The sequence below is a fragment of the Kribbella sp. NPDC049584 genome, from assembly GCF_040675555.1.
GTDB lineage: Bacteria > Actinomycetota > Actinomycetes > Propionibacteriales > Kribbellaceae > Kribbella.
On sequence record NZ_JBFAPF010000003.1, the window covers coordinates 87,009 to 100,649 of the forward strand.

The 13,641-nt window shown below is 68.0% G+C and carries 13 protein-coding genes; 1 reads left to right on the forward strand and 12 read right to left on the reverse strand.

What is annotated here, in order from left to right:
* Nucleotides 1-69: 69 nt before the first annotated feature.
* The 9 genes from AB0J62_RS12230 to AB0J62_RS12270 form a co-directional block, all read right to left on the reverse strand.
* Nucleotides 70-855, reverse strand: coding sequence for an SGNH/GDSL hydrolase family protein (locus AB0J62_RS12230; protein ID WP_363868093.1), 786 nt, complete (start codon nt 853-855; stop codon nt 70-72).
* 125 nt (nt 856-980) lie between these two features.
* Nucleotides 981-2,021 carry a mandelate racemase/muconate lactonizing enzyme family protein gene (locus AB0J62_RS12235; protein WP_363868096.1) on the reverse strand — a complete coding sequence of 347 codons (1,041 nt, stop codon included), beginning with the start codon at nt 2,019-2,021 and terminating at the stop codon, nt 981-983.
* A 4-nt stretch (nt 2,022-2,025) separates the two neighbouring features.
* Nucleotides 2,026-3,348 carry a sugar ABC transporter substrate-binding protein gene (locus tag AB0J62_RS12240; protein WP_363868099.1) on the reverse strand — a complete coding sequence of 441 codons (1,323 nt, stop codon included), beginning with the start codon at nt 3,346-3,348 and terminating at the stop codon, nt 2,026-2,028.
* Nucleotides 3,349-3,369: 21 nt separating this feature from the next.
* Nucleotides 3,370-4,452 carry a mandelate racemase/muconate lactonizing enzyme family protein gene (locus tag AB0J62_RS12245; protein ID WP_130448255.1) on the reverse strand — a complete coding sequence of 361 codons (1,083 nt, stop codon included), beginning with the start codon at nt 4,450-4,452 and terminating at the stop codon, nt 3,370-3,372.
* A 2-nt stretch (nt 4,453-4,454) separates the two neighbouring features.
* Nucleotides 4,455-5,333 carry a carbohydrate ABC transporter permease gene (locus AB0J62_RS12250; protein ID WP_363868103.1) on the reverse strand — a complete coding sequence of 293 codons (879 nt, stop codon included), beginning with the start codon at nt 5,331-5,333 and terminating at the stop codon, nt 4,455-4,457.
* Nucleotides 5,323-6,276 (reverse strand): sugar ABC transporter permease, encoded by a 954-nt coding sequence (locus tag AB0J62_RS12255; protein WP_363868106.1) that lies wholly within the window; start codon nt 6,274-6,276, stop codon nt 5,323-5,325. Before AB0J62_RS12255 ends, AB0J62_RS12250 begins: the two co-directional genes overlap by 11 nt.
* A 4-nt stretch (nt 6,277-6,280) precedes the next feature.
* Nucleotides 6,281-7,708, reverse strand: coding sequence for an NAD-dependent succinate-semialdehyde dehydrogenase (locus AB0J62_RS12260; protein WP_363868110.1), 1,428 nt, complete (start codon nt 7,706-7,708; stop codon nt 6,281-6,283).
* 26 nt (nt 7,709-7,734) lie between these two features.
* Nucleotides 7,735-8,964, reverse strand: coding sequence for an iron-containing alcohol dehydrogenase (locus AB0J62_RS12265; RefSeq protein WP_363868113.1), 1,230 nt, complete (start codon nt 8,962-8,964; stop codon nt 7,735-7,737).
* A 31-nt stretch (nt 8,965-8,995) separates the two neighbouring features.
* Nucleotides 8,996-10,024 (reverse strand): Ldh family oxidoreductase, encoded by a 1,029-nt coding sequence (locus AB0J62_RS12270; RefSeq protein ID WP_363868116.1) that lies wholly within the window; start codon nt 10,022-10,024, stop codon nt 8,996-8,998.
* Nucleotides 10,025-10,158: 134 nt separating this feature from the next.
* Between AB0J62_RS12270 and AB0J62_RS12275 the strand changes: the two genes are divergently transcribed.
* Nucleotides 10,159-10,869, forward strand: coding sequence for a GntR family transcriptional regulator (locus AB0J62_RS12275; RefSeq protein ID WP_363868119.1), 711 nt, complete (start codon nt 10,159-10,161; stop codon nt 10,867-10,869).
* Between the two features lie 95 nt (nt 10,870-10,964).
* On the opposite strand, the gene AB0J62_RS12280 is transcribed toward AB0J62_RS12275, so the two are convergent.
* The 3 genes from AB0J62_RS12280 to AB0J62_RS12290 form a co-directional block, all read right to left on the reverse strand.
* On the reverse strand, nt 10,965-11,741 hold the full coding sequence (locus AB0J62_RS12280; protein ID WP_363868122.1) for an ABC transporter ATP-binding protein: 777 nt from the start codon (nt 11,739-11,741) through the stop codon (nt 10,965-10,967).
* Nucleotides 11,738-12,496, reverse strand: coding sequence for a cobalt ECF transporter T component CbiQ (cbiQ, locus tag AB0J62_RS12285; RefSeq protein ID WP_363868125.1), 759 nt, complete (start codon nt 12,494-12,496; stop codon nt 11,738-11,740). The genes AB0J62_RS12280 and cbiQ overlap by 4 nt, the downstream gene beginning before the upstream one ends.
* 97 nt (nt 12,497-12,593) lie before the next feature.
* Nucleotides 12,594-13,613 (reverse strand): energy-coupling factor ABC transporter permease, encoded by a 1,020-nt coding sequence (locus AB0J62_RS12290; RefSeq protein WP_363868128.1) that lies wholly within the window; start codon nt 13,611-13,613, stop codon nt 12,594-12,596.
* Nucleotides 13,614-13,641 lie beyond the last annotated feature (28 nt).

Genomic DNA, 13,641 nt, shown 5'->3' on the forward strand with positions numbered 1-13,641 from the left:
GGACGAGTCCGCATCCCGAAATACGAAACCGCCCCGGTTCGCACCGGGGCGGTTTCGCAAAATCGCGCGTCAGAGGGCGGGCTGGACCAGATCGGCGAACGCCGCCTGGCCGGTGACGTTCGGGTGGTACGACTCACTGACCGGGTTCGACAGGCCGTTGATCCACTCGGGGCTGCCGCACACGGAGTGACCGATGAACTTGCTCGTCGGGTTGACGAACGTGAAACCGGCCGCGCTCGCCGAGGCCTGGATCTTGGAGTTGAGCAGGTCGGCGGTCGCGTTCAGCCGGGTCATCTCGTCGGGGCTGAAGAACGTGCCGGCGTTGCAGTCGGTGCCGTTGAACAGTCGCGGGTACCCGACGACCACGACGTGCGCCGACGCGGCGCGGCTCCGGATCGAGGAGTACAGCGTGTTCAGCCGGCCGGGCAGCGTGTTGTTGATGATCGTCTGGGCGCCTGCGACCGCGCTGGTGCAGTCGCCCAGCCACGACGGCTTCGCGCACTCGGTGATGACCGACGAGAAGCCGGCGTCGTTGCCGCCGACCTGCACCGAGACGATGTTGGTCGAGCTGGTCACCGACGGCAGCTGGTTCGCAGTGACGTCGGCGACCTTCGCGCCGGAGCAGGCCACGAACGTCAGGTTGGCGCCGATCCGGGCCGCATCGATGTACGAGTAGGCCTTGGTGGACCGCTGGCAGGACCCGCTGCTGGAGATGTAGGTGCGGGTCCCGACACCGGAGGCGTAGGAGTCACCGAGTGAGACGTAGTTCGGAGCCGCCGCGTGCGCGACTCCCGGGCTGAGGAGCATCGCTGCGCCGAGGGCCGCAGCGGACAGCAGACTGGCGATGGACTTCATGGGCGGACCGCCTTTGGACGCGAGGGGTGGCGATTGAAGTACTCAACGTCACCTTCGCTGACCGGCGAGTAACACACAAGGTCCTGGTAACAAATTCACCGTGGATTCCCGGTGCCGGTCACCTTCTAGCCGTTCCAGGAGGACAACCCGGGTCCGGTCGGCAACGGATAACACCCGTCTTCCAGCTGAACGCCGGAAGGCAGCAGTCCACTCTCCACGTAGATCGTGTTCGGCAGTGCCGCCAGCACGTGGATGTGTGCCCCACCGCCGTGCGACGCGTACGGCACTCCGAACCCGGCCGCCATCAACCCGATCTCCAGACAGTCCGTCAAACCACCGGCCCGCCGCAGATCGGGTTGTACGACACCGACGCCACCCCGCGCGATCAAGTCCCGGAAGGCTGCCTGCCCGTACCGGTTCTCCCCCGTTGCGATCGGGATGTCCAGCTTCTCGGCCAGCCGCACATGAGCATCGGTGTCCCCTGCCGGCAGCGGCTCCTCGAACCACCGGCAGTCGAGCTCCTCGTACACCCGGCCGCGTCGCAGCGCCTCGGAGTACCCGAAGGCCTGGTTCGCGTCGACCATCAACGGCGCGTCCGGCCCGATGATGTTGCGGACCGCCTTGATCCGCTGGACGTCCTCGGTGAGCGGACCGCTGCCGACCTTCATCTTGACGCCACGGAAGCCCTGCTCCATGGCCTTCGCCGACACGCTCTCCAGCCCCGCGACGTCCAGCTCCAGCCAGCCGACCATCGCGTACGTCGGAATCGCGGACCGCTGCGCTCCGAGCAGCTTCCACACCGGGACGTCGAGCGACTTGCCGAGCAGGTCCCACAACGCCAGATCGATCGCCGAGATGCCGTACGACGACAGCCCGGCGGTCCCCTGGTAATCGGTCAGCGTCTGGAGCTTCTGCCGGATCCCGCGGATCAACGCGGGATCCTCCCCCACGATCGCCGGCGCCAGCTGGTCGGTGATCAGGTGGGCCAGCACCGCGGGCGAGCTCTCGACCCGGCCGAAGTACGTCGTACTGACGCCGCTCACGCCCTCGTCGGTGTCGATCTGCACACGGGTGTGGCCGTTGCGGTCGAGCAACTGGATCGCGTCGCGGACCGCGTGTGCCTTCGGTTCGGAGGTGACTTCGACGCTGATATCGGTGATCTTCATCCGGTCATCCCTTGCCTGCGAGGACGTCTTCGACCTTCTGCTTGACGCTGCCCAGCGCCGCTTCGGCGGTCTTCTTACCGCTCCAGACGTCGTCGAGCACCGGCCGGTAGATGGTCCTGGCACGTTCGATGTAGCGGCTGAAGTTCTCGTTGACCGCGTTGCCGAGCGCCTGCGTCACCAGCGCAAGGTTCGACGGCGCCTGGTCGTCGGGCACGAACAACGCCGACGAGCTCTTCGCCACCGGCATGAACCCGCGCGACTGTGCGAGCAGCTTCGCGGCCTCCGCGCCGGCGGCGTACTTCAGGAAGCTCCACGCGGTGTCGGGATCCTTCGAGGCCTTCGGAACCGCGAGCACGGTCAGCGTGTTGACCGTGGTCCGGCGGACCTTCATCGGCGTCGGGAAGATGTCCCACTTCACCTTCGCGTTCTTGCGCAGGTACGGGATGCCGCTGGTCAGCGCGAGCAGCATCGCGACCTTGCCGGTGCCGAGCTGGGCCAGCGCCCAGTTCGGGGTCTGACGGCCGGCCGTGACGGTCGCGAAGTCCGGGTGCACCTTGTGGACGAGGGACAGGTCGGCAACCCACTGGATCGCCTCGGCGCCCTGCGGCTCGGCCAGCGTGAACCGGGTCGCGTCCTTCGAGTAGATGCCGTCGCCGCCGTTGCTGACCGGGAAGACGGTCTCGAGCGAGGTGTCCGGGAAGACCAGCGCACCCCAGCGCTCGCCGTTCGGCTTGGTCAGCTTCTTCGCCGCGTCGACGAAGTCGTCCCAGGTCCAGCCGCTCTTCGCCCAGTCCTTCGGCGGCAGCTCGACCCCGGCCTCCGCGAACGCGTCGGTGTTGCAGTACAGCACACCGGGGTTGGTCATGATCGGCCAGGCGGCGTGCGCGCCATCGGGCTGCTTGGCGAAGTTGTAGGCGACCGGGAAGTAGTCGTCCGGCTTGATCCCGTCCTTCTCCAGGTACGGACGCAGGTCGAGCAGCGAGCCCTCTGCGTAGTACCCGCGGACGTAGTCGTCGTTGATCCGGATCGCGGTCGGCGCCGCGCCCGACGACAGCACGGTCCGGAGCTTGGTGTCGTAGTCGTCACCGGGGATCGACTGGATGTCGAGCGTTTTGCCGGCCTGCTTGGCCCAGTTCTGCGCCATCGTGTACATCGGGGTACCGCTCTCGGTGTCCCAGGTCATCCAGGAGGCATTACCGCCGCCGCCTCCACCTCCTCCGCTGCCGTTGCTGCCGCAGGCGGCGAGTGGTAGTCCGGCGGCGAGCGCGCCGCCGCCGATGCCGAGGGCCCGGAGTACCGACCGACGGGAGATCTCTGATGCGGGCATGGTCGTTCCTGTTCTCTGAAGTTAATTGGTCCGCAGTTTGGCGACCGCGTCGTCGTCCAGCTCGATGCCCAGACCGGGCAGGTCCCACGGCGTGATCTCGCCGTTCACCGGGACGAGCGGGTTCTTCCAGATCGGTACGTCGTCGAGGATCGGGTTGTGCTCGATGTTGTACTCCTGCGGGTAGACGCACGACGGCGTACTGACCCACAGGTGCGCGTGTGCCGACGTACCGATCGTCTGTTGCGTGTTGTGCACGGTGATCGGCTTGGTGAAGGTGTCGGCGAGCACCGCGATCTTCTTGAACTCGGTGATGCCGCCGCACTTGATGACGTCGGGCTGCAGGATGTCGACCTTGCCGTCCAGGATCAGGTCCCGGAACTGCCAGGTGGTGTACTCCTGCTCCCCCGCCGCGATCGGGATGTCGACCGCGTCGGCCAGCCGTCCGTACGCCGCATAGTCGTGGGCGGCGAGCGGTTCCTCGAAGTGCCACACGCCGAGGTCCTCCAGCGCGTGGGCCAGCTTGATCGCGGTGTGTTCGTAGTACGCGTTGTTGACGTCGACCAGGATCGGGAAGTCGTCCCCGACGAGCTTGCGCACCGCGGTCACGGTCGCGATGGTCTGGTCGAAGCCGTCGTCGTGCATCCACGGCGTCGACGAGTGGATCTTGTAGCCGTGGAATCCCTTCTCCTGGAAGGATTGCGCGCGCTCGGCCTCCTGGTCCGGTGTCATGCTGCGCGACATCGAGCTCGCGTAGACCTTCGCGCTCTGCCGGTACTTGCCCCCGAGGAGCTGGTACGTCGGCAGCCCTGCCGCCTTGCCGAGCAGGTCCCACAGGGCGATGTCGATGCCCGCGATCGCGTTCAGCTGAGCGCCGCCGGGGCCCAGCTTGTACGGCTTGGTGTAGAGCCGGCGCCAGAGCCGCTCGATGTCGGTCGCCTCCTCGCCGATGAGCAGCGGCGCCAGCGCCTGCTCCACGACGCTGTGCGAGACGTGGGCGTTCATCGGGCTGACCTCGCCGACACCGACCAGGCCCTCGTCGGTGTGCACCTTCACGATGTGCAGCTTGTCGAGCAGGATGATCGACTCGATGTTCGTGATCCGCATACTTATCCTTTCAGGCCGGACATCGTGATGCCCTGGACGAAGTACTTCTGGGCCAGCAGGAACAGCAGCAGCGGCGGCAGGATCGTCAGCGTCGCGGCGGCCATCATGAGATTGGTCTGGGTGAAGTACTCACCCTTGAACAGCGCGAGCGCGATCGGCATCGTCTGCAGCCGCGTCGAGTTCAGGAAGATCAGCGGGCCGAAGAGGTCGTTCCACGAGCCCATGAAGGTCAGTGCGCCGACCGCGGCCAGGGCCGGCTTGACCTGCGGGAGCATGATCCGCCAGAAGGTGCCGAAGATCGACGCGCCGTCGAGCTTGGCGGCCTCCTCCAACTCGATCGGTACGCCGCGGAACGCCTGCCGGAGCAGGAACGTGCCGAAGACCGGCGTCAGCACGTTCGGAACCCAGAGCGGGTAGTGGGTGTCGATCCAGCCCATCTGCCGGAACAGCATGTACTGCGGAACCAGGTAGACGATGCCCGGGATCATTGCCGTCGACAACAACAGCGCGAAGGCGAGGTTCTTGAAGGCGAAGTTCAGCCGGGCGAACCCGTACCCGGCCAGCGACGCGAACAGCAGCAGGAAGCCGACGTTGAGTGCGGCGAGCTTGCAGCTGTTCAGGAAGAACGGCAGCAGGCCGTGGCCGGCTTGCGAATAGTTGCCCCATTGGAACTCCGACGGGAGGAACGTCGGCGGCGACTGCAGTACTTCGTTCTCGGGCTTGAGCGATGCGCTGATCATCCAGAGCAGCGGCATCGCGAACACCACGGCGAAGAACAGCAGGACGACGATCAGCACGACGCGGCGCGGGATATGCCGGGGTGGTCGGTTGAAGACTCGGACGGCCCCAGTTGTCGCCTCAGTTGTCGCCTCAGTTGTCATAGTGCACCCACCGTTTCTCCATCCGCCACTGGATCGCGGTGACGACGCCGACGATGACGAACAGCACCCAGCCCATCGCGGAGGCATAGCCCAGCCGGCCGTGCCCGAAGGCGGCCTCGTAGATCTGGAAGATGAACACCGAGGTGGCGTTGTTCGGGCCGCCGGACGTCATCACGTAGATGATCCCGAACACCTGGAACGAGGTGATGAACTGCGTGATCGTGAGGAAGAACAGGCTCGGGGTCAGCAGCGGGAAGACGACCGACCAGAACCGCCGCCAGGCCGACGCCCCGTCCATGGTCGCCGCTTCGATCAGCGACTGGTCGATGCTCTGCAGCCCGGCCAGCAGGATCACCATCGGGTAGCCGACGCCCTGCCAGAGCGCGACGATCATCACCGCGATCAGCGCGGTCTTCGTGTCGGACAGCCAGGCCGGTCCGTGGATGCCGACCGTCTTCAGCGTGGAGTTGAACAGGCCGTTGTCCGGGTTGTACAGCCAGAACCAGACGAAGCCGATCGCGACGACGTTGGTGACCGCGGGCGAGTAGTACAGCGTCCGGAAGATTCCGATGCCTTTGATCTTCTGGTTGCACAGGACGGCGAGTCCGAGCCCGATGAAGATGGTCAGGACGACGACGACCAGGGTGAAGATCACGGTGTTCTTGAGCGACGGCCAGAACGTGTCGTCGGCGGTGAACAGCTCCTTGTAGTTGCCCAGGCCGAGGAACTTCGGCGAGTTCAGCCCGGTCCAGTTGGTCAGCGACACCACCAGGGAGGCTGCCACCGGCGCGAGCTGGAAGAACAGGACCCCGAAGATCACCGGGCCGACGAACAGCCAGCCGGCCAGGTTCTGCCGTTTGGGCTTGACCTTCATGCGTTTGCGCGTCGCGGACGGACCGTCGACCGTCGGTGGCGACACGGTGGGGAGTACGGCGTTCGCCATCGCCTCACACCTCGATTCCGATGTACTTCTCCTCGAGGAATTCGAGGATCCCCTCGGAGCTGCCTTCGCGGCCGAGACCGGACTGCTTGGTCCCGCCGAAGGGCGCTGCCGGGTCGCTGAGCACGCCCCGGTTGACTGCGACCATCCCCGAGTCGATCCGCTGCGCCACTGCGAGCGCCTGCGCGGGATCGCCGTACACGTAGGAGATCAGGCCGTAGATCGTGTCGTTGGCCATCGCGACGGCCTCGTCGACGTCGCTGAAACCGACGATCGCGGTGACCGGCCCGAAGATCTCGGTCTGGTTGATCTCGCTGCCGTGCTTGACGTCGGTGAGCACTGTCGGCGGGTAGAACGCGCCGCCTTCGGGCGTCTCACCGCCCAGCGCGAGGTTGGCGCCTTCGGCAACGGCTCGGTCCACCAGTCCGGCGACCTTGTCGCGCTCCTCCGGTGACACCAGGGCACCGAGGTCGTTCGACCGGTCGGCGCCCGGTCCCATCGTGACGGCCTTCATCGCCGCGGTGATGCGGGTGCTGAACTCGTCCACCAGCGAGTCGTGGACGTAGAACCGATTGGCCGCCGTACAGGCCGATCCGCCGTTGCGCATCTTCGCGACCATCGCGCCCTCCACCGCGGCGTCGACGTCGGCGCCGGGCAGGACGACGAACGGCGCGTTCCCGCCGAGCTCCATCGACGAGCTGACGACCTGGTCGGCCGCCTCGTGCAGGAGCACCCGTCCGACCTCGGTCGAGCCGGTGAACGACAGCTTGCGGACGGCGGGATGGTGCAACATCGCGCTCACCGCGGGGCCTGCCGGCACCGGCGTCACCAGGTTGACGACACCGGCCGGTACGCCGACGCGTCGCAGGACGTCCACGACGTACGCCGCGGTGAGTGGGGTCTGGCTGGCCGGCTTCAGTACTACGGAGCAGCCGGCCGCCAGAGCGGGCGCGATCTTGCGGGTGGCCATCGCGGCCGGGAAGTTCCACGGAGTGACGAGGATCGCGACGCCGATCGGATCCCGGCGTACGACGATCGTCTTGTCGCCGGAGGGTGAGAGGCGGAAATCGCCGCCGATCCGGACCGCCTCCTCGGCGAACCAGCGGAAGAACTCGGTCGCGTACGCCGCCTCGCCGATCGCGTCGGCGTACGCCTTGCCGTTCTCGGCGGTGATGAGTGCGGCGAGCTGCTCGCGTTCCTCGGTCAGTACGTCGAAGGTTGCGCGGAGCAGCTCGGAGCGTTGCCGCGGCGGGGTGGCCGACCAGGCCGCGAGGGCGTCGGCGGCCGCGTCGACAGCCGCGAGGCAGTCCGCCTCGGTGGCCGCGGCGAACTGGGCCAGCTCGGACCCGTCGGCGGGATCGTGGACTGGGAAGCGCCGGCCGTCGGCGGCCGGGCGCCACTGTCCGTCGATGAACAGATCGTGCGGAGAAGTCATCAGGTGGCTCCGGGTATCAGAACTGGTCAGAACGGGTCGGTTCGGTCGCCGGCGTAGGCGGCGCGAGTGATCTCGAGCAGCGCGTCGACATCGAGCGGGCGGGGGTTGTTGTCGATCAGCCGGGCCGACTGCAGGCCCAGTTCGGCGACGTAGTCGAGCTGGTCCTCGGCGAGGCCGAGCTCCTTCAAGGTCGGCGGGATGCCGATGCGGTCCAGCAGCGCGTCGACGGCCTCGATCCCGGCCAGCGCCTGCTGTTGGGTGTTACCTGCTTTCGGTACGCCGAAGAGCTTGGCGATCTCGGCGAACTCCTGGACGCGGGCGGGAGCGTTGTAGCGCATGACGTACGGCAGGAGAACGCCGACCCCGACGCCGTGCGGGGTATGGGTCAGGGCGCCGAGCGGGTACTGCAGCGCGTGTGCGGCCGCGGTGCCGGCGACTCCTAGCGCGTAGCCGCCGGCATTCGCGGCGAGCATGACCGCGGCTCGCGCCTCCTGGTCGTCCGGGTGCTCGAAGGCGATCGGGAGTGCGGTCGCGAGGAGCCCGAGACCCCAGCGAGCGTAGGAGTCGCTGATGACGTTCTTGCCGATGAACACACGACCTTCGGCGAGTGCCGCCTGCGGGCGCTGGATGGCGGTGAACGACTCGACCAGGTGCGAGACCGCGTCCGCTCCGGCGCTGGCCGTGAGGCTGGGCGGGCAGGAGTAGGTCAGCTCGGGGTCGCAGATCGCGACCGACGGAATCAGGTACGGCGAGGAGATGCCGGCCTTGAGTTCACGACGGCTGTCGCTGAGGACGCACACCGGGGTGACCTCGGAGCCGGTGCCTCCGGTGGTCGGTACGGCGATGATCGGGAGCACCGGGCTCGGGACGGCGTTCTCCCCGTAGTACTGATCGATCGGGCCGCCGTGCGTGAGCATCAGCGCGACCGCCTTGGCAAGATCCAAGCAACTGCCGCCGCCGATCCCGATGACGACGTCGATACCGGCGTACTCCATCGCGTCGAAGCACGCGTCGATGTCGGACATCGGCAGCTCCGGAGACGTGTCGCTCCAGACGTGGACCCCGAGGCCGTTGTCCTCGAGATCCGCGAGCAGCTGCGCGAACTCGGGCGACGCGGCCAGCCGTTGATCGGTGCAGACGAGCGCTGAGCTGCCGTACTCCGCGGCGTGGCGTCCGAGCAGAGCGCGCTGGCCGGCGCCGAAGACAACCGTGCGCGGTGCTCGTTGCACGCCGAAGGAGGGGGCGGTGATCGTCATATTCGTGTCCTTGTCCGGTCGTGGGGCGGGATCAGTCGGCCAGAACGGCTTCGCGGCGGGTCCGTGCTGTGTCGCGTGCTGTGTCCAGGCGGGTCAGCTCACGCCACAGGTCGTCGGCGATCTCGATGCCATCGGCAACCGAATCCTGGTACCGCGCGCGGGCGCCGTCACCGGGAACCGCCACCGGCCTGGCCGGGTCGGCGCGGCGGCTGCGGCGTACCTGGTCGAGGTACTCGGTCGCGGAGTGACGGCCGCCGCTCAGCAGGATGAACAGGTCGCCCTTGTTGCTCAGGCGGTCGTCGTCGAGCGTGCCGCCGACATCGGTGCCGTACGCGGCTCCGGTGAGGAAGGTGACCATCGCCCCCAGACCGAGCCCGAGGCCGTACCCCTTCGCTCCCCCGAACGGCGCGATCGATCCGTCCTTGGCCGCCACCGGGTCGACGGTCTCGTTGCCGCCGGCATCCAAAGCCCAGCCCGGCTCCAGCGGTACGCCGCGCAATGCGTGGTCATGCACCTTGCCCATCGAGATCTGCGAGGTGGCCATGTCCAGCACCAGCGGCGGCCGCGCCGGTACTGCGAGCGCCAGCGGGTTGGTGCCGAGCATCGCCTCGGTGCCGCCCCACGGGTGCACCAGCGCCTCGCTGGTCGTGATGCCGAGGCAGACCAGGCCACGGTCGGCCATGCGGCCGGCGTAGTACCCGAGCATGCCGAGGTGGTTGTTGTTGGTGATCGAGCAGACCGCGACGCCGTACTGCTCGGCTGCCGGGACGATCGCTTCCAATGCGCGGACCGCGACCACTGGGCCGAGTCCTTGCTGACCGTCGACGGACAGGAAGCAGGGGCTCATCCAGGTGTGGCAGCCGGTGCTGGTCGGGCTCGCGGTGCCGTTCCCCAGCCGCCTCAGCAGCCTCGGCAGGCGCAGCAGACCGTGCGACGGCATCCCCTTCGCCTCGGCGACGACCAGGAGTTCGGCCTGCTGGGCCGCGGCGAGGTCCGGCACACCGGCGGTGATCAGGAGTCGTTCGGCCAGTGCTTGGGCCGTGAGCAGATCTGTGTGCATGTCGACCGTCCCAGGGTGGAGTCGCTGCATTCGTATTCATCGCCCGATTTCTTGGGAGGCTAGATCAGATCGGATACGATTCGCAATGGTCTGTGAATACGAATCCATGATTTCTGCCGACGGATGGACAACAGATGAGCCAGCGCACCGCAGTGACCAACGGGCGTCCCGGCCGGCCCCGGATGAGCGACGTCGTCTACGAGCGACTGCAGGAGTTCCTGCTGGATGGCCAGATCCAGCCGGGTGAACGGATCCGCGTCGACGAGTTGAGCCGCCGGCTCGGGGTCTCCCAGACCCCGGTCCGGGAGTCGCTGAACCGGCTCGAGGCCGAGGACCTGGTCACGAAAACACATCTGATCGGATATTCCGCCACGCCGAAGCTGACGGCGGAGCGGTTCGAGGATCTGTTCGAGGCCCGGTTCCTGATCGAGCCGTACTGTTCAGGCCTCGCGGCCGGCCGGCACCGCGGCGACGAGGTCGAGCAACTCGCGCGGATCGCCGCCGAGATGCGCGCCCGCTACCAGGCCGGCACGATGTCGTACGGCGCCTTCGCTCGCGCCGACGCCGAGTTCCACGAAGCCGTGATCGCGGCGACCGGCAACAGCTACTTCGGCGAGATCTTCGCCAAGCTCCACTGCCACCTGCAGCTGTTCCGCCTGCTCCGCGACTCGAGCGTCACCGAGGACGCGCTGGACGAGCACGACCTGATCGTGACGGCCATCCGTCGGCGCGACACGCAGGCTGCCGACGCCGCCATGCACGACCACCTGGCTGCCTCCCGCGGCCGCCTCCGCACCGCCTTCGAGTCAACCCCCGACCCAGCCGCCCCCACCCCGCAACCCTGACCCCCGGCGCCCCTCCCCGGGCCCTCCCGGGAACTGGGCACACCTCCCGGGGACCGTGGACAGGCTATTGCCTGTGCCCAGTCACCATGGACTGTTCACGGTCTCGATTCGGGGCCGGGGACGGAGAGCGGGTCGAAGCCGTACGGGAGTTCCAGGCGGTGGGCACGCATCAGCTCGGCGTCGCCCAGCAGGTCGCGGGTCTTGCCGTCGGCGACGATGCGGCCACCGTCCATCAGCAGACTGCGCTCGCAGAGCTGCAGCGCGTACGGAAGGTCGTGCGTGATCATCAGCAGCGTGACGTCCAGCCCGGCGAGGATGTCCGCGAGTTCGCGGCGGGCGGCCGGGTCGAGGTTGCTGGACGGTTCGTCGAGGACCAGGACCTCGGGACGCATCGCCAGCACCGTGGCGACAGCCACGCGGCGGCGTTGGCCGAAGGACAGGTGATGCGGGGCGAGGTCCGCGTGGTCCTGCATCCCGACCTGGACCAGAGCCTCGTGCACCCGGTCGTCGAGCTCGGAACCGCGGAGGCCGAGGTTCGCGGGACCGAAGGCGACGTCGTCGCGGACGGTCGGCATGAAGAGCTGATCGTCCGGGTCCTGGAAGACCAGACCGACCTTGCGGCGGATCTCGCCAAGGTGCTCACGGTGCAGGCCGGTCCCACCGATCTGGATGCGGCCGCTGCCGGTGCCGCCGGCAACTGAGCCGAGGATGCCGTTCAGGTGCAGGACGAGGGTCGTCTTGCCGGCGCCGTTGGGGCCGAGCAGCGCGACCCGTTCCCCGCGCTCGACCGTGAAGTCGACGCCGAAGAGCGCCTGCCGCCCGTCCGGGTAGGCGAACACCAGCCGCTCGACCTGAATCGCAGGACCCTTCACAATCCGACCACCCTCGCCGCTACCGCAACCACGACCGCGACCATCGAGATCGCGACCCCTTCCAGCCACTGTCCGCGCGACGCACCCTGCACACTCAGCAGCGGCATCCGTCCCGTGTAGCCACGCGACCGCATGGCCAGATGCACCCGCTCCCCGCGCTCGAAGCTCCGCACGAACAACGCCCCCACTCCCCCGGCCACCGCCTTCAGATGACCGACCCGGCCGCCCGTATATCCACGGGACTCCCGAGCGACCCGCATCCGGTGCAGATCATCGGACACGACGCTCAGGTAGCGGACCATGAACGACAGGATCGCCACGAGCGTCGCCGGCAATCGCAGCCGTTCCAGCCCGGCCAGCAGGTCCCGCGGCGCGGTCGTTGCCGACAGCAAGATCGCGGCGACCACCCCGAGCGTCCCTTTCGCCAGCACGTTCCAGGCGCCGAGTACACCTGACTGCGACAATTCCAGTCCCAGCACGGACACCTGCGGACCGGTGGCCACGAACGGCAGCAGCAACGCGAAGACGATGAACGGCGTCTCCACCGCGAGCCGCCTCGAGACCACAGGCACCGGCACCTTGGCGACGACGACAGCTGCCACGAGCATCCCGGCGTACACCGCGAAAGCCCAGAAGACGGCGGCCGGTGTCGACACCACGGCCAGTACGAACACCAACAGGGCGACCAGCTTCACCTGCGCCGGGATCCGGTGGACCGGACTGTCCACCGCGACCAGCAGACCGTCCCCTGTCACGGGGCTTCCCGGTCTGGACTGAGGACCGGAGCGACGAGGGAAGCCCGGGAGCAACAGCCCCGTGACCCGCCGCGACGGAGTCGCGGCATCAGTACCGTCACGATGCCTTGTTCGCGCGCAACGACGCGAACTTCGCGATCGCCAGACCGACGACGATCGTCACCAGTACGCCGATGATCCCTGCCAGCGCGCCGGACACCTGCGCGTTGCCGACCCCGTGGACGCCGTAGTCGGCGAGCGGACTGCCCGCGACGGCCGAGTCCTTCGCGGCACCATCGAACCCGAGCTTGGCGCCCACGAACTCCAGCCCGTCCGGATGCGCACTCGCGAACAGGCTCAGCCCGCCCGCGACGACGAGGGTGACCGCGATACCGATCCCCAGCGACCGTCCGGCCGGCTTGGCGGCGATCGGCTTGTCCGGGGACACCGTCGAGGTGTTGCCGTCGGCATCGACCAGGACGAGATCCTGCTGCAGGTGCCGAGCGGCGTACACCAGGTCCGGCCGGGTCGCGACGACAGCACTCAGCACGGCCGCGGTGATCACCGCCTCGCCGATGCCGACGAGGACGTGCCAACCGACCATCGCCGACGCGAGCTTCGCGAGCGGGATGTCCACCGCGCCACCGATCGAGTACAGCCCGGTGAACGCCAGCGCCGCGGCCGGCACCGACACAAGAGCGCCGACAGTCGCCGCCGGCACGACGCTGCCCGCCCACCGCGGCAGCACCTTCAGCAGCGCCCGCGTCAGGAAGTACCCGACCAGGACCGTGATCAGCCCCATCAACGTGATGTTCGTGCCCAGCGCGGTCAGACCGCCGTCGGCGAACAGCAACCCCTGCACCAGCAGCACCGTCGACATCACCAGCACGGCGGTCCACGGCCCGACCAGCGCGGCGGCGAGCGCTCCACCGAGCAGGTGACCGCTCGTCCCGGCGCCGACCGGGAAGTTCACCATCTGCACCGCGAACACGAACGCCGCCGTCAGACCGGCCAGCGCCGGACCGGTCTCACGAAGCTCCCGGTTCGCCCGCTGCAGGCTGAAGCCGACCGCCCCGGCCGCGATCAGGCCGGTGGCGACGGACGTGGGCGCGTCGAAGAAGCCGTCAGGAACATGCACACGCACATTCTTGATCTAGTTGCGACTG